Origin of the sequence: Peribacillus simplex (assembly GCF_900156045.1) — a bacterium.
In the GTDB taxonomy this organism is placed as follows: domain Bacteria; phylum Bacillota; class Bacilli; order Bacillales; family DSM-1321; genus Peribacillus; species Peribacillus simplex_D.
This window is the reverse complement of sequence record NZ_FTMX01000002.1, coordinates 260,059-279,943: the sequence shown is the minus strand read 5'-3', so window position 1 is coordinate 279,943 and position 19,885 is coordinate 260,059. Positions and strand designations below refer to the sequence as shown.

The 19,885-nt window shown below is 40.2% G+C and carries 20 protein-coding genes; 13 read left to right on the top strand and 7 right to left on the bottom strand.

Going from position 1 to position 19,885, the window contains the following annotated elements; all coding sequences use genetic code 11:
- Positions 1-37: 37 nt before the first annotated feature.
- A complete protein-coding gene (locus tag BW986_RS07895) occupies positions 38-775 on the bottom strand; it encodes a sulfite exporter TauE/SafE family protein (RefSeq protein WP_076366802.1) in 738 nt (245 codons plus the stop codon).
- Between the two features lie 113 nt (positions 776-888).
- Between BW986_RS07895 and BW986_RS07890 the strand changes: the two genes are divergently transcribed.
- The 4 genes from BW986_RS07890 to BW986_RS07875 all read left to right on the top strand — a co-directional run bounded on the left by BW986_RS07890 (position 889) and on the right by BW986_RS07875 (position 4,508).
- Positions 889-1,773, top strand: a complete 885-nt coding sequence (locus BW986_RS07890; protein WP_076366800.1) for a transcriptional regulator CcpC — start codon at positions 889-891, stop codon at positions 1,771-1,773.
- Between the two features lie 124 nt (positions 1,774-1,897).
- On the top strand, positions 1,898-2,608 hold the full coding sequence (gene dapD / locus BW986_RS07885) for a 2,3,4,5-tetrahydropyridine-2,6-dicarboxylate N-acetyltransferase (protein WP_076366798.1): 711 nt from the start codon (positions 1,898-1,900) through the stop codon (positions 2,606-2,608).
- 73 nt (positions 2,609-2,681) lie between these two features.
- Positions 2,682-3,806 carry an N-acetyldiaminopimelate deacetylase gene (locus BW986_RS07880; RefSeq protein WP_081395579.1) on the top strand — a complete coding sequence of 375 codons (1,125 nt, stop codon included), beginning with the start codon at positions 2,682-2,684 and terminating at the stop codon, positions 3,804-3,806.
- Between the two features lie 42 nt (positions 3,807-3,848).
- Positions 3,849-4,508, top strand: a complete 660-nt coding sequence (locus BW986_RS07875) for a potassium channel family protein (protein ID WP_081395537.1) — start codon at positions 3,849-3,851, stop codon at positions 4,506-4,508.
- Between the two features lie 81 nt (positions 4,509-4,589).
- Here BW986_RS07875 and rnjA read toward each other — a convergent pair whose 3' ends face one another.
- Both rnjA and BW986_RS07865 read right to left on the bottom strand, forming a co-directional pair.
- A complete protein-coding gene (gene rnjA, locus BW986_RS07870; RefSeq protein ID WP_076366792.1) occupies positions 4,590-6,260 on the bottom strand; it encodes a ribonuclease J1 in 1,671 nt (556 codons plus the stop codon).
- Positions 6,261-6,263: 3 nt separating this feature from the next.
- Positions 6,264-6,473 carry a DNA-dependent RNA polymerase subunit epsilon gene (locus BW986_RS07865; RefSeq protein ID WP_034314070.1) on the bottom strand — a complete coding sequence of 70 codons (210 nt, stop codon included), beginning with the start codon at positions 6,471-6,473 and terminating at the stop codon, positions 6,264-6,266.
- An 892-nt stretch (positions 6,474-7,365) separates the two neighbouring features.
- Here BW986_RS07865 and BW986_RS07860 point away from each other — a divergent pair.
- A complete protein-coding gene (locus BW986_RS07860; RefSeq protein WP_260284149.1) occupies positions 7,366-8,133 on the top strand; it encodes a Cof-type HAD-IIB family hydrolase in 768 nt (255 codons plus the stop codon).
- 47 nt (positions 8,134-8,180) lie between these two features.
- Here the strand turns inward: BW986_RS07860 and def are convergent, their stop codons facing one another.
- Positions 8,181-8,735 carry a peptide deformylase gene (def, locus tag BW986_RS07855; RefSeq protein WP_076366788.1) on the bottom strand — a complete coding sequence of 185 codons (555 nt, stop codon included), beginning with the start codon at positions 8,733-8,735 and terminating at the stop codon, positions 8,181-8,183.
- A 240-nt stretch (positions 8,736-8,975) separates the two neighbouring features.
- Positions 8,976-9,131: a YjcZ family sporulation protein gene (locus BW986_RS07850; protein WP_076366786.1), complete on the bottom strand. Its 156-nt coding sequence runs from the start codon at positions 9,129-9,131 to the stop codon at positions 8,976-8,978.
- Between the two features lie 211 nt (positions 9,132-9,342).
- Here BW986_RS07850 and BW986_RS07845 point away from each other — a divergent pair, with 211 nt between their 5' ends.
- The 7 genes from BW986_RS07845 (at position 9,343) to BW986_RS07815 (ending at position 17,043) form a co-directional block, all read left to right on the top strand.
- Positions 9,343-10,005: a YkyA family protein gene (locus BW986_RS07845; RefSeq protein WP_076366784.1), complete on the top strand. Its 663-nt coding sequence runs from the start codon at positions 9,343-9,345 to the stop codon at positions 10,003-10,005.
- A gap of 644 nt (positions 10,006-10,649) precedes the next feature.
- The gene (gene pdhA / locus BW986_RS07840) at positions 10,650-11,765 is read left to right on the top strand and encodes a pyruvate dehydrogenase (acetyl-transferring) E1 component subunit alpha (protein WP_076366782.1); all 1,116 of its coding nucleotides are present in this window, start codon (positions 10,650-10,652) and stop codon (positions 11,763-11,765) included.
- Between the two features lie 3 nt (positions 11,766-11,768).
- Entirely contained in the window at positions 11,769-12,746 is a 978-nt protein-coding gene (locus tag BW986_RS07835; protein ID WP_076366780.1) for an alpha-ketoacid dehydrogenase subunit beta, read from the top strand.
- 121 nt (positions 12,747-12,867) lie between these two features.
- Complete coding sequence (locus tag BW986_RS07830; RefSeq protein WP_076366778.1) at positions 12,868-14,226, top strand: dihydrolipoamide acetyltransferase family protein; 1,359 nt, start codon at positions 12,868-12,870, stop codon at positions 14,224-14,226.
- A gap of 3 nt (positions 14,227-14,229) precedes the next feature.
- Positions 14,230-15,642 (top strand): dihydrolipoyl dehydrogenase, encoded by a 1,413-nt coding sequence (gene lpdA, locus BW986_RS07825; protein ID WP_076366776.1) that lies wholly within the window; start codon positions 14,230-14,232, stop codon positions 15,640-15,642.
- Between the two features lie 272 nt (positions 15,643-15,914).
- Positions 15,915-16,172, top strand: a complete 258-nt coding sequence (locus tag BW986_RS07820) for a hypothetical protein (protein ID WP_306804763.1) — start codon at positions 15,915-15,917, stop codon at positions 16,170-16,172.
- 43 nt (positions 16,173-16,215) lie between these two features.
- Positions 16,216-17,043, top strand: coding sequence for a polysaccharide deacetylase family protein (locus tag BW986_RS07815; RefSeq protein WP_076366774.1), 828 nt, complete (start codon positions 16,216-16,218; stop codon positions 17,041-17,043).
- Between the two features lie 26 nt (positions 17,044-17,069).
- On the opposite strand, the gene BW986_RS07810 is transcribed toward BW986_RS07815, so the two are convergent.
- Positions 17,070-17,504, bottom strand: a complete 435-nt coding sequence (locus tag BW986_RS07810) for a DUF1885 family protein (RefSeq protein ID WP_076366772.1) — start codon at positions 17,502-17,504, stop codon at positions 17,070-17,072.
- A 335-nt stretch (positions 17,505-17,839) separates the two neighbouring features.
- Between BW986_RS07810 and BW986_RS07805 the strand changes: the two genes are divergently transcribed.
- Entirely contained in the window at positions 17,840-17,965 is a 126-nt protein-coding gene (locus BW986_RS07805) for a GapA-binding peptide SR1P (protein ID WP_076366770.1), read from the top strand.
- Between the two features lie 172 nt (positions 17,966-18,137).
- Here BW986_RS07805 and BW986_RS07800 read toward each other — a convergent pair whose 3' ends face one another.
- Positions 18,138-19,595: an aminotransferase class I/II-fold pyridoxal phosphate-dependent enzyme gene (locus BW986_RS07800; RefSeq protein WP_076366768.1), complete on the bottom strand. Its 1,458-nt coding sequence runs from the start codon at positions 19,593-19,595 to the stop codon at positions 18,138-18,140.
- Between the last annotated feature and the right edge of the window lie 290 nt (positions 19,596-19,885).

Below are 19,885 nucleotides of genomic sequence, written 5' to 3'. Positions count from 1 at the left end.
AAAAGGCAGACTCTTTAAATGGAGTTTGCCTTTGTATTTAAGGGAACGCGACCCTGATGACCAATTGAATCAACAATGCGACCGTAACCGAATGTAAAATGAATTTCAATTGTCGAGTCGAGATTTTTTGCGCCACACGCAAGGCCAGCTGTGATCCGATAAGGGAACCGATCGTGTAATAAATGGCAATCCCCCATGCAATGTTACCCGCAATGAAATAGGTAATGAATGCAGCTGTACAGCTAATGAAAGTTTGGAATCTAGTAAAGGCTAGGGATTGAAGGTAGGTGGCACCATTTCTTAAAAAGGTATACATGAGCATGGTTGCCTGTCCGGGTCCGAACATTCCATCATAGACACTGATTCCGAATAAGGATGGATACACTTTTTTTGGGAGATGCCAATCCGATTCATCGGAAGGTTTCGGTTTTTTTATGAAATTCATGATCAAAGCGACAGTCAAGAGACAGATGGCTAACAAATTCATTGCCTTCTCAGAGAATGAATTAGCAAGCAGGCCACCACATAAGCCACCGAAAAGGGCGAATGGGATTAACTGGAGGGCATCTTTCAACTTTAGCTGTTTTTTCTTGAATAAAATATAAAAGCTAGAAAAAGAAGAAAACATATTGGAAAATTTGACTGAACCAATAACCTGGTGTATGGGTAAACCTATCAAAAGAAGGGATGGCATTCCGATAAGGCCGCCGCTCCCTGCCAATGTGCCGACAAAGGATGCCGCAAAACCGATGACAAGCAGTAAAATGATCGTCAAAGCATATTCACCCCGTTTCTTTTCTCTTGTATTATAAGCCGACTTTGTTGATAATAAAATTTAAATAAATTAAATCATCATGATAAGAATTAATTATCAAGAGGTTGGTGTGTATGTCATTTTCAGAATTTCATTTATTATCCGTGCTTGCTCAGGAAATGAATATGAGAAAAGCAGCTGAGCGGTTGTTCGTTTCCCAGCCGGCTTTATCACAGCGTTTACAATCCATAGAAAAGGATTGGGGCTCGAAACTGTTTGTGCGTTCACAAAAAGGGCTGTCACTGACGCCTGCAGGTGAAGCGGTAATTCGACTGGCCAATGAGGTTATCGAAAAAGAAGAAAAGGTCAGGGAAAGTATTCAAGCTATGGACCATGAAGTATATGGGACTTTGAAAATAGCCTGTGCTTCAATTGTCGGTCAAAATTGGCTGCCGCAAGTATTGAAAAAGTTCGTTCAAAAATATCCGTATGCCAAAATTTCCTTAATCACTGGCTGGAGCAGTGAAATTTTAAAGTCTTTGTATGAAGGACAGGTGCATATTGGCATCATAAGGGGAGCTCCGGATTGGAAAGGGGTAAAACAGCATTTATTTACGGATATGCTTTATTTGGTGGATACTGAAATGAAGGAACTGAATCAAGTGTTCGAAACGGACCGGCCATTCATTCAGTTTAAAAGCGATTCGAATTATTATCAGGAAATCCAGGACTGGTGGCATCGGCAATTTAAAACGACACCAAAAAACACCATTGTCGTGGATCAAATCGAAACATGCAAACAAATGGTGTTCAATGGCATAGGATATGCAATCCTGCCAGCCATCACTTTACATGATAAAGATACGAATGTTTTTAAAATACCTCTACTGGATGGGCATAACCACTCAATCGAACGAGATACATGGCTTTGCGGCTATGAATCTGCCTTCCAGTTAAAGCAAGTGCAAGCATTCACGGAAGTGGTGAAAGAGCATATTCGTGACCAAGGAATGTTATAGGTCCGCTGACAAAAATGTCAATAGCGGAGAATAATATATAAGAGTGACATTCAACTTGTTTTGCCGGCAGTTGTCTGGTAAATTTAAAACGAGTAATGATACATATTTAGGAGGTTTACCAGGAATGAATAAAATGGATGCAAACGAAATTATTTCTTTTATCTCAAATAGTAAAAAAGCTACACCTGTAAAGGTATATGTCAAAGGCAATTTAGAAGGCATGGATTTTGGTCCAGCTTCTAAAACTTTCATAACAGGAAATACAGGTGTCGTATTCGGTGAGTGGTCTGAAGTCGAAGAAGCAATCAAGGCAGCAGGAACAAAAATCGAGGATTATGTAGTTGAAAATGATCGCCGTAACTCTGCCATTCCTTTATTGGACCTAAAAGGCATCAAAGCCCGTATCGAGCCTGGCGCAATAATCCGTGACCAAGTATCCATTGGAGACAACGCAGTCATCATGATGGGTGCATCAATCAATATTGGTTCTGTCATCGGTGAAGGCACAATGATCGACATGAACGCAATACTGGGCGGTCGTGCAACAGTGGGTAAAAACTGTCACGTAGGTGCAGGTGCCGTTTTAGCAGGTGTCATCGAGCCGCCTTCCGCACAACCGGTCATTTTGGAAGATGATGTTTTAATCGGAGCCAATGCGGTCGTATTAGAAGGTGTGAAAATCGGTCAAGGTTCAGTTGTGGCGGCTGGTGCAGTTGTAACAAAAGACGTTCCTCCTTACTCCGTGGCTGCTGGTATCCCGGCGAGGGTCATTAAACAAATTGACGAAAAAACAAAATCAAAAACAGAAATCATGCAAGAACTTCGTCAACTTTAATTCTTTAGTGAATATTGCCTGAAGCGTGGATAAATATATCCACGCTTTCTGTATAGGAGGAAATAATGTGAAAATAAATCCTTTTGCCGAGATCCGGCGTGATTTGCATCAAATACCGGAGATAGGATTCAAAGAATTCAAGACGCAGCAATACCTATTGAATTACATAACGAAACTGGCCCAGGAGCGAATGGAAATAGAAACTTGGCGGACTGGGATATTCGTGAAAGTGAAGGGAATGAACCCGCGAAAAACAATTGGCTACCGGGCTGATATTGACGGATTGCCGATAAAAGAGGAAACCGGATTGCCGTTCGCATCCAACCACGAGGAATATATGCATGCCTGCGGTCATGATTTTCATATGAGCATAGGTTTGGGATTATTGACATATTTCACCGAAAATCCGATCGATGATGACTTGCTATTCATCTTCCAGCCTGCGGAAGAGGGTCCTGGCGGAGCTGAGCCAATGCTTAAATCGGAAACGATGAAAAAATGGAAGCCGGATATGATTCTTGCTTTACATATTGCCCCAGAGTACCCAGTTGGGACGATTGCCGTTAAAGAAGGGCTTCTATTTGCCAATACATCTGAATTATTCATCGATTTGAGGGGGAAAGGAGGGCATGCAGCCTATCCGCATGAAACAAATGACATGGTCATTGCGGCATGTTCGCTAGTAGGGCAGCTGCAAACCATCGTTTCTAGGAATGTCAATCCACTTGATTCAGCAGTCATTACAGTTGGAAAGATCACTGGAGGCACAGTTCAAAATATTATTGCGGAAACAGCGCGGTTAGAAGGCACAATACGCACCCTTAACCCCGAATCGATGGTAAAGGTCAAGTCAAGAATAAAAGCGCTTGTGGATGGCCTACAAGTGGGATATGAGTGCTTGGCTGAAATCGACTATGGCGCGATGTATCACCAGGTGTATAATGAAGAACGGTTGACCAGGGAATTCATGGAATTTACAGAGAAGTCAACTGATGTTCATTTGCATCGCTGTACGGAAGCGATGACTGGTGAAGATTTTGGTTATATGTTAAAGGAAATTCCAGGATTCATGTTCTGGCTGGGGGTTTCATCGGATTACGGATTGCACCACGCTAAGTTAAGTCCGGATGAAACTGCGATAGAACTCGCGATCAATCACTTAACGGACTATATAACGTTTAAAGGAAGCGAAGCGTGAACATGCTCTAAAGAGAGAACGAATGACGTTGGAGGGCTTATTGTGAAAAAAGAATTTGCGGTGATTGGACTTGGCCGTTTTGGCGGCAGCATAGTCAAGACATTAGCTGAAGAAGGATTAGGGGTTCTGGCTATCGATGCTGACGAAGATCGAGTGAATGAATTTGCCAGAATAGCTTCACATGCCGTAGTAGGGGATACGACAGATGAAAATGTACTGAGGAACATAGGGATTCGGAATTTTGATCACGTCATTGTAGCGATTGGCGAGAATATTCAAGCGAGTATATTGACGACTCTCATGCTTAAGGAATTGGGTGTCGGGAATGTTACAGTTAAAGCGCAAAATGATTATCATGAGAAGGTTCTTCGTAAAATCGGGGCTGACTATGTCGTTCACCCCGAACGGGATATGGGGAGAAGGATTGCCCATAATATCGTCTCCAATAATATTCTCGATTATTTGGAGCTTTCTGATGAACACTCCATCGTCGAAATTGTTGCAAGCCAAAAGATGAATGGAAACTCGATATTTGACCTTGATATCCGTGCTCATTATGGGCTGAATATAGTCGCGATCAAAAGAGGGAACGAAATAAATGTCTCCCCACAAGCGAGCGATTTAATTCATAAAGGTGATATTTTGATCGTCATCGGCGCGGATTCGGACATCAATCGCTTTGAAAAAAAAATTGTGGAATAAGCAAGGCTTGCTCAATTTCGGGCAGCGCGCACTTTTTATCCACACAAAAAAGCCCAGCCATCAATGGCTGGGCTTTTAATATTATTGGACTTCCATGATGATCGGCAGGATCATTGGACGGCGTTTAGTTTTTTCATATAGGAATGGAGATAAAGTGTCTGTAATTTCATTTTTAATTTCAGACCATTGTGTAGTTTTGCGATCCATCACCTTATTTAAATGCTTAGTTATCAAGGATTGAGCATCGCTGATAAGGTCTCCTGATTCTCTCATATAAACAAATCCGCGTGAGATGATGTCAGGTCCGGATGCAATTTTGAATTCCTTCATATTGATGCTGACAACGACAACGACAAGGCCTTCCTCGGAAAGGATCCGACGATCACGGAGAACGATATTACCGATATCCCCGATGCCGCTTCCATCGATATAAACCGAACCTGAAGGGATTTTACCAGCGATTTGTGCTGTGTTTTCACTTAAGGAAAGTACTTCACCATTATCCATGATAAAGCAATTTTCTTCCGGAACTCCGCAATCGACTGCATGGCGGGCATGTAGTTTTTGCATACGGTATTCACCATGGATGGGCATGAAGAATTTTGGTTTTATCAAACGAAGCATCAGCTTTTGTTCCTGCTGTCCTCCATGTCCTGATGTATGAATGTCATTCAAAGGACCGGAAATGACGTCTGCTCCTGCACGATATAATTGATTGATCGTTCTGGAAACACTGATTGTGTTGCCTGGGATAGGTGAAGATGAAAATACTACAGTATCACCAGGAATGATTTGAATCTGACGGTGAGTGCCATTCGCTATGCGCGATAGAGCTGCCATCGGTTCACCTTGACTGCCTGTACAAAGGATGGTTACTTTATTCGCCGGCATACGATTCAATTGCTGTACATCGATAAATGTATCTTTAGGCGCTACGATATAACCAAGATCTTGTCCGATTGATATGGCTGAATCCATGCTTCGGCCAAAAACGGCTATTTTACGGCCGTTAGCCACGGCTGCTTCAACAACTTGCTGAAGGCGATGGATGTTCGATGCAAACGTTGCAAAAATAATCCGGCCGTCAACCTTACGGAAAATGTCTTGAATGGTATCGCCGACACGGCTTTCGGACATAGTAAAGCTCTGCACTTCACTATTTGTGCTATCCGAGAGTAAGCACAATACACCTTCTTTACCGATTTCAGCCATCTTGGTCAAGTTTGCAGGTTCGCCCACTGGTGTGAAGTCGAATTTAAAATCACCAGTATGGACAATTTGTCCAGGTGGTGTTTTTACAACGATTCCATAAGAATCAGGGATACTGTGAGTTGTGCGGAAGAATGAGACGGACGTTTTCCGGAACTTGATCACTTCATCTTCACTGATTTCTATCATGGTTGTCTGACGTAAAAGGCCGTGTTCTTCCAATTTATTACGAAGCAGTCCAAGTGCCAGTTTCCCGCCGTACACAGGGACATTTACTTTTCTAAGTAAATAAGGAATCCCGCCAATATGGTCTTCATGGCCATGGGTGATGAAAACACCTTTAATTTTATCTACATTTTTCTCTAAATAGCTGTAATCTGGAATCACATAATCAATACCGAGAAGCTCATCTTCAGGAAATTTAATTCCAGCATCGATGATGATGATTTCATCTTGAAACTGAACAGCATATGTGTTCTTACCGATTTCGCCTAAACCGCCCAGGGCGAATACAGCTGTTTGATCGTTTTTTACGAATTTCATAAATTATAGCTCCAATACTTTGTAATCTTCATTTTGTTTTTCGTATTCTAAATATGCTCCGGTTACGGGTAATACGATTTCTACGTTATAAGGTTCCTTTTTTAATTTTAAACGAACGTCACGAACGGATTCACCTTCGACAAACATTGTTTTAGTATTCTCCCTGATGGGAACCTCTGATATGGTTACTTGATAGTATACCTTAAAAACCATTTTAATCTCTCCTCACTTGTTTGCATTGCTTTTTTCATTATATATAAAAACAACAATTTTTTCATGTTTTTCAACATCATGTAAAAATAAACCCAGCTCCGCCATAAAAACGGAAGGGGTTTGATGAATTAAATATACCAATGTATAAAAGTATATAAAAAAATAGAAAATAGATGGCCAATTCTGGTATCAATCCAATTGTGTCTTCCTCTATCTTATATCCTATCCGTTTTTGCCATGTGTAAAACTTAAATCATGGGATCTTTTTTTTTCGTAAACGATTTCTTTCTAATTAATGCCGTACGACTGTGTACAGCGTTTCATGAAAACACAACGACTCATATCTTTATTGAAATATGTATTCACCTGACTATATAAAAGCCAAGATAGAAAGAATGCTTAACAAGAACTTTACAACAAGGAAGAAGCCCTCCGCAAGTTTTTGAAGGGCTGTCCGAAAAAAATTCGCATATGGATGACGGCCAAGACAGGAATGAGTGGCAAATCATGCGATAGATTTTTTTCTTAAAAGATCATTCCACTGTTTAGCAAGCTTTTTACGAAGCTTTTTTAACATGGTGATCACGCTCCCTTAATTATTATTGTATAGGATTATTCAATAATGTAAATACGTCTTTACAGGTACTTGGCCCATTTTTGAAAAAAAAGGCTCATACAAACAAGCAGTTGGGATTATGGAGGCAAGAAGGATGGAGAAAGTATTCTAAGGAAGCCTGAGTTGTTTCTATTAAGCATAGTATATGCCCATTCATGAATAAAAAACGTGAAATGAGTGGAATCCGGTTGTGTTACTTGACTTATCTTGATGACAATTATTAAATGGGTACATATTAAAAAAGGAAAAAATGAATGAATTGGAAGTGAATCGTTAGTGAAAATCGTATTCTTTGATATTGACGGAACATTGCTTGATCATGAAAAAAAGTTACCTGCTTCAACAAAAAAAGCCATTAAGCAACTGCAGGATAGCGGGGTTTTTGTAGCGATTGCCACTGGAAGGGCTCCGTTTATGTTCGAATCTTTAAGGGAAGAGCTTGGCATCGATACATTCGTAAGTTTCAATGGACAATACGTTGTTTTTGAAGGGAAAGTCGTTTATAAAAACCCTTTGAGCATACCTGAGATAAAGAGGCTTCACGAACATGCTGAAAAAAATGAAATACCGATCGTTTTCATGAATGAGGAGACGATGAAATCGAGTGTTCCACATCATAGCAGAATTGAAGAAGCATTGAGCAGCCTGAAGTTTCCCCACCCTGAACATGTGGCAGATTTTTATGAGGACCATGATATATACCAAGCCTTATTATTCTGTTCGGAAGATGAAGAAGGGAACTTTGTTGGGAAATATGATGACTTTCATTTCATCAGATGGCATGAGTATTCAACGGATGTACTTCCATTCGGGGGTTCAAAAGCTGAAGGCATTAAAATATTAATGGAAAAAGTCGGTTTTGCTCTGGAGGATGTTTACGCCTTTGGAGATGGCCTAAATGATATAGAGATGTTAAAAGTAGCGGGATATGGCGTGGCAATGGGGAATGCCGGTCAACTTGTGAAGCAAGAGGCCGACTTTGTAACGAAGGATGTCGATGATGATGGCATACTTTTTGGTTTGAAGGAACTTGAACTGATATAAAAAGCAAAACCCCCGTCAGCCAACAGACGGGGGTTTTGCTTATTACGTTACCTTTCCACCGCAATTGAATTTTCCGGAATGGCATAGGGGTCTTCCGGATTGATATGATCATAAAACATGATTCCATTAAGGTGATCAATTTCATGTTGAAAGCAAATGGCTGCGATGCCTTTCAGGCGGAGTTGAACCGATTTTCCTTCCAGGTCCGTACCCACAACCGTTATTCGAGCATAACGGGGCACATAACCGGAAACGGGACGATTTACGGAAAGGCAGCCTTCTCCGGATGTCAAATATGCTTTTTCCACTGAATGGCTGATCAGTTTAGGGTTGAAAAGTGCATAGCTATACAGTTGACCATCGTTTTCTTTCAAATGAACCGCGATCATCCTTTTTGAAACATTCACCTGTGGTGCAGCCAAGCCAATTCCTGCCCTTAACCCGTATAGTGCAGCAATATCGGGCTTCTGGCTGTTTTGGACATATTCCATCAAGCTGACTAAAAGTTGCTTATCTTCATTTGATGCCGGAAGCGGAACCTCTACCGCGACTTGCCTTAAGATTGGATCGTCTTCATTAACAAAATCATCCATGGTAAGCATAATCTTTCACCCCACAAAAATTCTTATAATATGTATAGGATTATTTTAACAAAAAAAATACTGAAAGTTAATGGATGAACTAATGAAAGAAAAATGGAAGGGATGGAATCAAGTCATTAATTCCTATCCCGGCCATTATATTATTTGCGTGTTGAGGTCTATTTTAAAAAAATAAATCATTTTTTGTGAATCAGGGTAGATAGTTAACATTTTCGGGTAAAGGTAATAGTAATTATCTGGTTAGCACAAGCACGCTCCGACAATGATTAACAGAATGAACAGGACAATGATTATGGCGAAGCCGCTTCCAAAGCCTCCACAACATTGATCACCATAACCATAGCTGGGTGCAACGGAAACCGGATAACAACATTCCTGGTTGTAACCTCCATACATAAATTTCATACCTCCGTTTTTGTATTATTAAAATGCTGACCATTCTGATTTGAAACGGTCCCTACAGCCTATGCAGTAAGGTTTAAAGGGTGTAGGCTAGAGCCCAGTAATGAAAAAAACCTGTTCGGAATATGATTGTAACAAGTGTCTGCGGCTAATAAGTTAATTTAGAGAATATGAATCTTCGAAGTACTATCAGAAGGAGCTGTCTATGTTGAATCGTTTTGGTCCATATGTTATTTTACTTCTTTCTTTAGTGATCTTGACTGGTTGTTTTAATGGTTCACCGGAAGAAAGAATCCACAAAATCCTAGAGAAAACTGCAGAAAAGGAAAGTGATTTCACTGAGCATCAAGAGCCTCTTAATGATTTGGAGAAAAAAGAAAAAGAAAAATATGAGAAAATCATTAAACTTGGTTTGGATGATTATGAACAGATCGTCGAGCTTTCAGATGAAGCCGCCAAGAATATCGACCAAAGGGAAAAAATAATTGAAAAGGAACAAAGCAGTATGCAATCCTCAAAAGAACAATTCAATCAGATAGATGAACAAATCGGGAAAATAGAGGATAAAAAAATAAAAAAAGAAGCGACTGAAATGAAAAAAGTCATGAGTGAGCGCTATAGCACCTACGATAATTTATATGATGCATATCAACAAAGTCTTGCTTATGATCGTGAATTATATGAACTATTTAAAAAAGAGGATTTGAAAATGGATGAATTACAAGTGCAAATCGAGAAAATAAATACCTCTTATACAAAAGTATTGAAAGCGAATGAGGAATTTAATGCATTAACGGAAAAATCAAATCAAAAAAAAGAAAGTTTTTATGATAGTTCCGGCATAGAAATGGCTGATTCAACAAAATAATATAAATAATGATGGGCTGTGATTCTCACTCACAGCCCATATTTTGTTCAATCCAGTTCAATTATGGACTGAAAAAATCTAGAATGGTCTTTTTTTGTGCAACCAGCTTGATGCGGAATTTTCATACCTGTACTAAAAAAAAACGATAATCAAAATTCTAACAGCAGACTTAAATGAAAGCGTTTGAGTACTTTTTTGGAATATTATTCCGAAGGCTCAAATGCCTATAGTTAAAGCGGTTTTGGAATCGTTCAGATATGCTGGGGGATTTAAATGTTATCCCTCGCCGTCCTTAAATTGAAAATTAGGGGAAATTTAATAGTACAGTTATAAAGTGAAAACTGATACAGAGAAGAAGAGTGAGTATTAGAATTTCTATTAAATCAAAATTATAAGGAACTCCAAGTGATTGACTTGATGTTAATTCATCTTGTAAACTTAATCTATAAAAATTCTTGTATCATTTTCCTTGATTTTTTTTATGGTACAGAATAAGATTGAGACATATTAAGCATATCCACGTTTGAGGATTGGTCTTAAGGGAAAAATAAAAGAATGAATTGTTGAAGAAACTAAAAAGCAAACTATTTTTGCTTTATAGAATAATAATAGCAAACCTTTTTAATGAAAGGATGAGGTGCCAAATGGCTCAAAAAACTAAACAAGCTAAAATTAATGTTCAGGATCAGCTTAAGAAAGTAGAAGAACAATTTGAAACTTTTCAAATTTTAAATGAAGAGGGAGAAGTCGTTAATGAAGCGGCAATGCCTGATTTAAGTGATGAACAATTGCAAGAATTAATGCGTCGTATGGTTTATACACGCATCTTGGATCAACGTTCCATATCACTGAACCGCCAAGGAAGATTAGGTTTCTATGCACCGACTGCCGGTCAAGAAGCATCTCAGATCGCTTCACAGTATGCTTTGGAAAAAGAAGATTTCATTCTGCCTGGCTACCGTGATGTTCCGCAAATCGTTTGGCATGGCCTTCCGCTTTGGCAAGCATTCTTATTCTCCCGGGGACATTTTAAGGGAAATCAAATTCCTGAAGACGTCAATGTTATTTCCCCTCAAATCATTATCGGTGCTCAATATGTCCAAGCTGCAGGAGTTGCTCTTGGGTTGAAGAAACGCGGAAAAAAAGCTGTAGCCATCACATATACGGGTGACGGCGGAACCTCACAAGGTGACTTCTATGAGGGAATTAACTTTGCAGGTGCATATAAAGCGCCGGCTATCTTCATCGTGCAAAATAACCGTTTCGCAATCTCGACGCCGGTTGATTTGCAATCAGCAGCGAAAACATTGGCCCAGAAGGGTGTGGCTGCAGGTATCCCTGGCATCCAAGTGGATGGTATGGATGCGTTGGCCGTTTATACAGCTGTTAAAGAAGCGCGTGAACGTGCAATTAATGGTGAAGGCCCTACATTGATTGAAACATTAACTTACCGTTATGGTCCGCATACGATGGCTGGGGATGACCCGACACGTTACCGTACTTCCGAAATGGATAACGAGTGGGAACTGAAAGATCCATTGGTTCGTTTCCGCAAGTTCTTGGAAAACAAAAAACTTTGGAATGAAGAATTAGAGAACGAAACGATAGAAAAAGCAAAAGACGACATTAAAGAAGCAATCAAATTGGCAGATGCAGAACCTAAGCAAAAGGTTACAGACCTTATTGAAATCATGTATGAAGAAATGCCTTATAACTTAAAAGAACAATATGAAATTTATAAAGAGAAGGAGTCGAAGTAAGCCATGGCTCAATTGACGATGATTCAAGCAATTACAGAAGCATTACGTACAGAACTTAAGAATGACGAGAATGTACTCGTTTTTGGGGAAGATGTTGGTGTTAATGGAGGAGTTTTCCGTGCAACGGAAAATCTTCAAAAAGAATTCGGTGAAGATCGTGTATTCGATACACCTCTTGCTGAATCTGGAATCGGTGGATTAGCGGTCGGTCTTTCTTTACAAGGTTTCCGTCCTGTTCCTGAAATTCAATTCTTCGGGTTTGTATATGAAGTAATGGATTCCGTAAGCGGTCAGCTTGCTCGTATGCGCTACCGTTCAGGCGGACGTTACAGTGCACCGGTTACAATTCGCTCACCTTTTGGGGGCGGAGTGCATACTCCGGAAATGCACGCTGATAGCTTGGAAGGTTTAATGGCTCAGCAACCAGGGTTAAAGGTAGTTATCCCTTCCACTCCTTACGATGCAAAAGGCTTATTGATTTCAGCTATTCGTGATAATGACCCTGTCATTTTCCTTGAGCACATGAAATTGTACCGCTCTTTCCGTCAGGAAGTTCCTGAAGAAGAATATACAATTCCATTAGGAAAAGCCGATGTGAAAAGAGAAGGAACGGATTTATCCATCATTACGTATGGTGCGATGGTACAGGAATCCATCAAGGCAGCTGAGGAATTGGCTAAGGAAGGTCATTCCGTCGAAGTGGTCGACTTACGGACTGTATCTCCATTGGATATCGATACAATCATTGCTTCTGTAGAAAAAACTGGACGCGCTATCGTTGTTCAAGAAGCACAAAAGCAAGCTGGTATTGCAGCGAATGTCGTAGCGGAAATTAACGAACGTGCCATTTTGAGCTTGGATGCTCCAGTACTGCGAGTGGCGGCGGCTGATACGGTATTCCCGTTTTCACAAGCTGAAACAGTATGGCTCCCTAATTATAAAGACATTATTGAAACGGCGACTAAAGTCTTGAAGTTTTAACAATCTTAAGTAATGGGAATGAATGTCCTACTTGGGAAAGTAATATCGCATTAACGGTAATGCAAGATAAAGGACTTTATTCAAAGCACTAAGTATGATTTAATATAGGAGGTTGAACTCAGTGGCATTCCAATTTAGACTCCCTGATATCGGAGAAGGTATACACGAAGGTGAAATAGTGAAATGGTTTGTAAAACCAGGAGATAAGATTCAAGAAGATGACGTGCTTTGCGAGGTTCAGAACGATAAGGCCGTTGTTGAAATCCCATCACCGGTGGAAGGTACCGTTGAAGAAATCCTTGTTCAAGAAGGAACGGTTGCCGTTGTTGGCGATGTACTTGTAACATTCGATGCTCCAGGTTATGAAAATCTTCAGTTTAAAGGGGATCATGGAGAAGAAGCGAAGGCAGAAGGTGAGAAGAATACGGAGGCCCAGGTTCAAGCGACTGCTGAAGCTGGACAGGAAGTCAAGAAAGAGGCTGCTCCGGTTCAAGAAAATAATGGTGTAACGGGCGCGGGATCACAACCACAAGTTGAGGCAGATCCTTCACGACGTATCATCGCCATGCCTTCTGTTAGGAAATATGCACGCGAACAAGGGGTAAATATTCGTGAGATTTCTGGTTCTGGGGATAACGGCCGCATCATGAAAGATGACATAGATGCTTTCAAAAACGGCAAAACTGCTCCACAGCAACCGGCAGCTCAAAGTGAAGCTTCACAACAAAATGATACGGAAACAACCGAAAAACAAAAAGTTTCAATTCCAGAAGGGCAATATCCTGAAACTCGCGAAAAAATGAGCGGCATGAGAAAAGCGATCGCCAAAGCTATGGTAAAATCCAAACAGACAGCTCCGCATGTTACATTAATGGATGAAGTCGATGTGACGCTATTGGTTGCTCATCGTAAGAAATTCAAGGAAATTGCTGCACAAAAAGGAATCAAGCTTACATTCCTACCTTATGTTGTTAAAGCGTTAACAAGTGCATTGCGTGAATTCCCTATGCTTAACACATCATTTGATGATGAGGCTAGTGAGATTATCCATAAACACTATTACAATATCGGAATTGCGGCAGACACAGACAAAGGATTGCTCGTTCCAGTTGTAAAAGATGCAGATCGTAAATCAACTTTTGCTATTTCACAAGAAATTAATGAATTAGCGACGAAAGCCCGTGACGGCAAATTGGCTCCTAACGAAATGAAAGGTGCTTCTTGCTCCATTACGAATATCGGTTCCGCAGGCGGTCAATGGTTCACACCTGTAATCAATCATCCAGAAGTTGCCATTCTAGGGATTGGACGCATTGCCGAAAAAGCAATTGTACGCGACGGGGAAATTATCGCCGCTCCAGTTCTGGCATTATCACTGAGCTTTGATCACCGCATGATTGATGGAGCAACAGCTCAACATGCATTGAATCATATCAAAAAGTTATTGAACGACCCAGAATTATTGTTAATGGAGGCGTAAACAATGGTAGTAGGAGATTTTCCAATCGAAACAGATACTTTAGTGATCGGTTCAGGCCCAGGGGGATATGTTGCCGCAATTCGCGCAGCACAGCTTGGACAGAAAGTAACGGTCGTTGAAAAAGGAACAATCGGCGGAGTTTGTTTGAATGTAGGCTGTATCCCATCAAAAGCTTTAATTTCGGCTGGACACCGTTTCCATGAAGCTCAGCATTCAGAAGATATGGGTATCTTTGCAGAAAAAGTTTCTGTTGATTTTTCTAAAGTACAAGCTTGGAAAGGTTCTGTTGTTAAAAAATTAACAGGCGGTGTAAGCAGCCTATTAAAAGGTAATAATGTTGATGTTGTAACTGGAGAAGCTTATTTCGTTGATGAAAACAGCATTCGTGTTATGAATGAAGACTCAGCCCAAACATATACATTTAAAAACGCAATCATCGCCACTGGTTCATCGCCAATCGAGATTCCGTCATTTAAATATACGAAACGTGTACTTAATTCCACTGGTGCTCTTGCTTTGGAAGAAGTTCCAGGTTCAATCGTGGTAATCGGCGGAGGTTACATTGGAACTGAGCTTGGCGGAGCATTCGCAAGCTTCGGCACTAAAGTGACCATCCTTGAAGGCACGGAAGAAATCCTTTCTGCAGGCTTTGAAAAACAAATGGCAGCACTTGTTAAGCGTAACCTTAAAAACAAGGGTGCTGAAATTGTTACTAAAGCAAATGCTAAAGGCGTGGAAGAAACTGAAACAGGTGTAACCGTTACTTATGAAGTAAAAGGCGAAGAGAAGAAAGTTGAAGCCGATTATGTTTTAGTAACAGTTGGACGTCGTCCAAATACGGCAGAGATCGGCCTGGAGCAAGTCGGCATCAAGATGACTGACCGTGGTTTGATCGAAACGGATAAACAATGCCGTACAAGCGTGAAAAACATTTACGCAATCGGTGATATCGTTTCTGGACCTCAGTTGGCTCATAAAGCTTCTTATGAAGGTAAAATTGCAGCTGAAGCCATTGCAGGACATTCATCTGAAATCGACTATCTTGCTATTCCGGCTGTTGTATTCTCTGAACCGGAACTTGCTTCTGTCGGTTATAATGAAAAAGAAGCGAAGGAAGCTGGAATCGAAGCGCTTGCTTCTAAATTCCCATTCGCTGCAAATGGACGTGCTCTTTCTTTAAATAATACGGACGGATTTGTGAAGCTTATCACTCGCAAAGAAGACGGATTGGTTATAGGAGCACAAATTGCAGGACCAAACGCTTCTGATATGATTGCAGAACTTGGTTTGGCTATCGAAGCAGGAATGACTGCCGAAGATATCGCAATGACAATCCATGCACATCCAACTTTAGGGGAAATCACAATGGAAGCAGCTGAAGTTGCCCTTGGAACTCCTATTCACATCATCAAGTAATTGATTTTTATAAAAAAGCGTACTGCCTACTGCAGTACGCTTTTTTGTTTGGCCAGATATACAAATATGAAGGATGGCTCCCAGTCATCATTTTCTTCACGCTAGTTAAATGAAAAGGGCAAAAAGGGCATAAGCTATAAAAAGGACTTCTTACTTTTTTCCTTGAAAGGGTTTGAGAAAGGTAATTAAGGATAAAAAATAAGATGAGTGATGTTAAAGGAATATTTTTTGCCAATAAAAGATCTCGGCTGATATATTCATATTAAAATGGGGTGGATCACTTGAAAAACTATCTGGTAATCCTCTTTCAACTAATCGTTTGGAGTGGGTATACATTAGTTGAATGGCTGTCTGTTAACGATCGATTCGTTTTCAAAGTATTCATGTTTCTGGTCTTTTCCTATCTAGCCATATACATTGGTAAAATGATTTTAAAATCCAATAGGCGAACAATGCTTGTTACCGTGATAAGTCTATTATGCTACGGTATTTTGCAAATCCTTTTGGAAACGCTAGTACCAGTTTATTGAATTTTAAGCAAGCCGCAATGACACAAGAAACCACGGAGGAACCATGATTAACAAAGGAACAGCATTATTTACATTAGTATCATTTTTATTGATGGCGTGTAATGGTCCGAGTGCCGGTCCAAAAGAAAATGATAATCAAAAAAGTGTGGAAACGACAACAACGGTCCAAGATGAAAGCCAGCAAGAGAAAGAGCTGAAAAACGAAACGTCAAAAAAGAATGTAGATGGGAATGTAAAGGCAGAATATCGGGTGGACGAAGAGAATTGGTCATTTAAATCAATCGGGGATGCAAATCCGAAAGTTGTGTTGTTAACATTTGATGATGCACCTGATAAATATTCTCTGAAAATCGCCCAGACCCTGAAGCGCCTTGAAGTACCTGCTATTTTTTTCGTGAACGGTCACTTTCTTGAAAATGATGAAAATAAAGCGATGCTAAAAGAAATTCATGAAATGGGTTTTTCTATCGGTAATCATACTTATTCCCATGTGAATTTAAAACAGTTGACCGAAAAGGAACAAGAGCGGGAAATCGTAAAATTGAACAATTTGGTAGAAGGCATTACAGGGGTACCCCCTAAGTACTTCAGGGCGCCGTTTGGATCGAATACCGAGCATTCAAAAAAAGTCGCCAAGAAAGAAAAAATGTTGGTCATGAATTGGACATATGGATATGACTGGGAAAAAGAGTATCAGGATAAAAAAGCTTTAACGGAGATCATGTTGAACAGCCCTTATTTAGGAAATGGTGCCAACTTACTGATGCATGACCGGAAATGGACGAGTGAAGCCATTGAGGATGTCGTGAAAGGTTTTCAAAAGAAAGGTTATGAGATCCTTGATCCAAAGTTAATTGAAACGCCTGCATGAGCCAATTCCGGCTTCGGCAGGTTTTTTTATTTCCTTGGATAATAATACATCACCCGTTTATTGAAGAGATGTAGCTGCGCCCGTAATTTCTTTGCAAGGAACTTGCACAGTTCATTAGCTTTTCCCTTATCACCGAAAGTTGCTGTTTCAGGGAGGGTGAATTGGATATAGGATTGAATCCTCTCTGATCCATCTTCATCCTTAACGACTTCTTGGTCAACGCCTATCAATATCATGTGATATCGATCTTCCTTGGATTGGAGAAATATGGCCTTATCTTTCATCTTTTCTGGTTCTTTCATTTCATAAGGAAAGGCTTTCTTATCATAGTCCCAATCCAGCTGCTTTCCAGTTTTCGCTGTGATCATTTGATAATAGTTCAGCAGTTCCTTCACGTCTTCGATGGTTACAGTCCCTTTCACGGACTCAGGAACAAGTTTGATATAGGCATTTTCAGTCATGTGGATCCCCCTTAAATCGATAGGATGTAAGAATATATTAACATTTTATGGATGTATTATATACATATCTATATGTAAATTAAAAGACGAAATTCCTTTTTCACCTTGCGATGCAAAAGCAAGGGGTGTGATGAAATGAGCTCCAGGGCCAAAAATGAATCAGTCTAACGAACGATTGGAATCAATTTCTTTTAACATGAGGGTTCATTAAATGGGGAAAAAGTATATATGTTATACTTTTTGGCTTGAAATTATAAATGTGTTATATTATAATTCATGTAAAGCGGTTACATTACGTAATTGATGCATACAATATAGAGGAAGGGGTTGTAAAAATGGGAACTATCGTATGTCAAACTTGCAATAGCACGATTGAACATTTTGAAGATGAAAAAGTAAGTGTACTATATACACACAATCACAACTGCCAAAGCTGTGATACAGCTGCCTCTGATAAATAAATCGAAATAGGATTTTAAGATTAATAGAATTTAAGGGTGTTTCAGGATTGTAACCTGGAGCACCCTTTTTATAGAAGTTAATGAAGCGAAATTCGTCAGTTTATCGGGAACTACTTGTATAAAAGGGGCAAAAAAACCAGAGCAGCAGTTTGCTCTGGTTTGATGGGATCAATCAATTTTTAATGATACGTAAATTTTTTATTTCTGGGTCCTCAGGGCCTTGAACAGGAAGGCCAGCCTCGATGTTTTTCCGGATGTAATTGATATTATCTTCTGTAATCAATTCACCTGGTATGAAGATCGGGATTCCAGGAGGGTAAACCATGATGAACTCAGCGCTAATTTTGCCGACAGATTCCTCAATGGGAACCACTTCGGTTTCCGCATAAAATGCCTCCCTGGGTGATAAAGCCAGTGGTGGTGTATCAGGAAGCAGGACTTCGATCTTTTCATGTTCAGCAGCCATTTCCTTAAACTCATCCGCCAGGTCTCTAAGGGCAGCAATCAGAAGGTTCGCTTCTGTTTTTGAGTCTCCAGGTGTTATCAGGCAAAGGATATTGTACAAGTCAGAAAGCTCCACTTCGATATTATGCTTTTCACGAAGCCATTTCTCAACGTCGTATCCAGTAATATTCAATTCCTTGATGGATATGATCAATTTAGTCGGGTCATAACTAAAGGCTGCCTCACTCTCGAGAATTTCGCTGCCGACACAGTAAAGATAAGGAATCTCATTAACGGCCTCACGGATATACCCTGCGAGTTTGATTGCTTCATCAATCATTTCCCTGCCTACCGTCGCAAGTTGTCTTCTGGCCGTATCCAGGGAAGCCAGAAGGATATAGGAGGTTGAGGTGGTTGTGAGCATGCTCAATATGGCTTGAACACGATTTGCGGAAACCAATCCATTCTTAACATTTAATATGGAACTTCCCGTTAGTGAACCGCCCAGTTTATGAACACTCGTTGCAGCCATATCCGCTCCAGCTTGCATGGCTGACATCGGCAAGTCTTCATGGAAGTGTATATGGACACCATGTGCTTCATCTACCAGTACTGGGATTTGGTGGGAATGAGCAACTTCCACTATTTTTTGCAAATCAGCCGAAATGCCAAAATAGGTTGGATTGATGACAAGCAATCCTTTTGCATCGCTATGTTCCCTTAAAGTTTTTTCGACGGCATCGACGGTGATTCCGTGTGAGATACCCAAATCTTTGTCTATTTCAGGATTGATGAAAATGGGAACAGCTCCGGAAAATACAATGGCAGACATTACGGATTTATGTACATTCCTTGGGACGATGATTTTGTCCCCAGGTCCGCAGACTGTCATGACCATCGTCATGATCGCTCCACTTGTTCCTTGAACTGAAAAGAATGTGTGATCTGCCCCAAAAGCCTCAGCGGCAAGATCCTGAGCTTGTTTAATGATCCCCTTTGGCTGATGTAGATCATCGAGCGGAGCGATATTGATTAAATCTATGGATAATGCATTTTCTCCAATGAAATTACGGAAATCAGCATCCATTCCTTTTCCTTTTTTATGACCTGGAATATGAAACTGAACGGGATTTTTTTTTGCATGCTGCAATAAGGCAGTGTATAAGGGTGTTTCATTCTGTGACAATTCTTTGTGGCCCCTTTTCAATAAAATAGGTACGTAATATTTGGGAGTATATACTCCCTTTCTATTAATGATCGTATGTTTCTCCGATTCCATCGTATGGTTAGTAAGCTTGTGGATAGACATAAAACATATGAATTATAGCACGTCTTATAATAAATGCCTAGAGTGACTTTAATGTCCTGACTTAAACAATTTATATATGTCTTTGTTGTTAAGGGGCTCAATAAAATTATCAGCAGATTATAAATGTCCATTTTCCTAGTATTTACTGGATTTACTCAAGAATTCTT

Excerpts from the sequence above, each read along its gene's own strand:
- BW986_RS07865 (WP_034314070.1), bottom strand. The coding sequence starts at position 6,473 with ATGGTTTTTAAGGTATACTATCAAGTAACCATATCAGAGGTTCCCATC.
- def (WP_076366788.1), bottom strand. The coding sequence starts at position 8,735 with ATGCTTACCATGGATGATTTTGTTAATGAAGACGATCCAATCTTAAGG.
- dapD (WP_076366798.1), top strand. The coding sequence starts at position 1,898 with ATGAATAAAATGGATGCAAACGAAATTATTTCTTTTATCTCAAATAGT.
- pdhA (WP_076366782.1), top strand. The coding sequence starts at position 10,650 with ATGGCTCAAAAAACTAAACAAGCTAAAATTAATGTTCAGGATCAGCTT.
- BW986_RS07835 (WP_076366780.1), top strand. The coding sequence starts at position 11,769 with ATGGCTCAATTGACGATGATTCAAGCAATTACAGAAGCATTACGTACA.
- BW986_RS07850 (WP_076366786.1), bottom strand. The coding sequence starts at position 9,131 with ATGTATGGAGGTTACAACCAGGAATGTTGTTATCCGGTTTCCGTTGCA.
- lpdA (WP_076366776.1), top strand. The coding sequence starts at position 14,230 with ATGGTAGTAGGAGATTTTCCAATCGAAACAGATACTTTAGTGATCGGT.
- BW986_RS07815 (WP_076366774.1), top strand. The coding sequence starts at position 16,216 with ATGATTAACAAAGGAACAGCATTATTTACATTAGTATCATTTTTATTG.
- BW986_RS07890 (WP_076366800.1), top strand. The coding sequence starts at position 889 with ATGTCATTTTCAGAATTTCATTTATTATCCGTGCTTGCTCAGGAAATG.
- BW986_RS07845 (WP_076366784.1), top strand. The coding sequence starts at position 9,343 with ATGTTGAATCGTTTTGGTCCATATGTTATTTTACTTCTTTCTTTAGTG.
- BW986_RS07810 (WP_076366772.1), bottom strand. The coding sequence starts at position 17,504 with ATGACTGAAAATGCCTATATCAAACTTGTTCCTGAGTCCGTGAAAGGG.
- rnjA (WP_076366792.1), bottom strand. The coding sequence starts at position 6,260 with ATGAAATTCGTAAAAAACGATCAAACAGCTGTATTCGCCCTGGGCGGT.
- BW986_RS07805 (WP_076366770.1), top strand. The coding sequence starts at position 17,840 with ATGGGAACTATCGTATGTCAAACTTGCAATAGCACGATTGAACATTTT.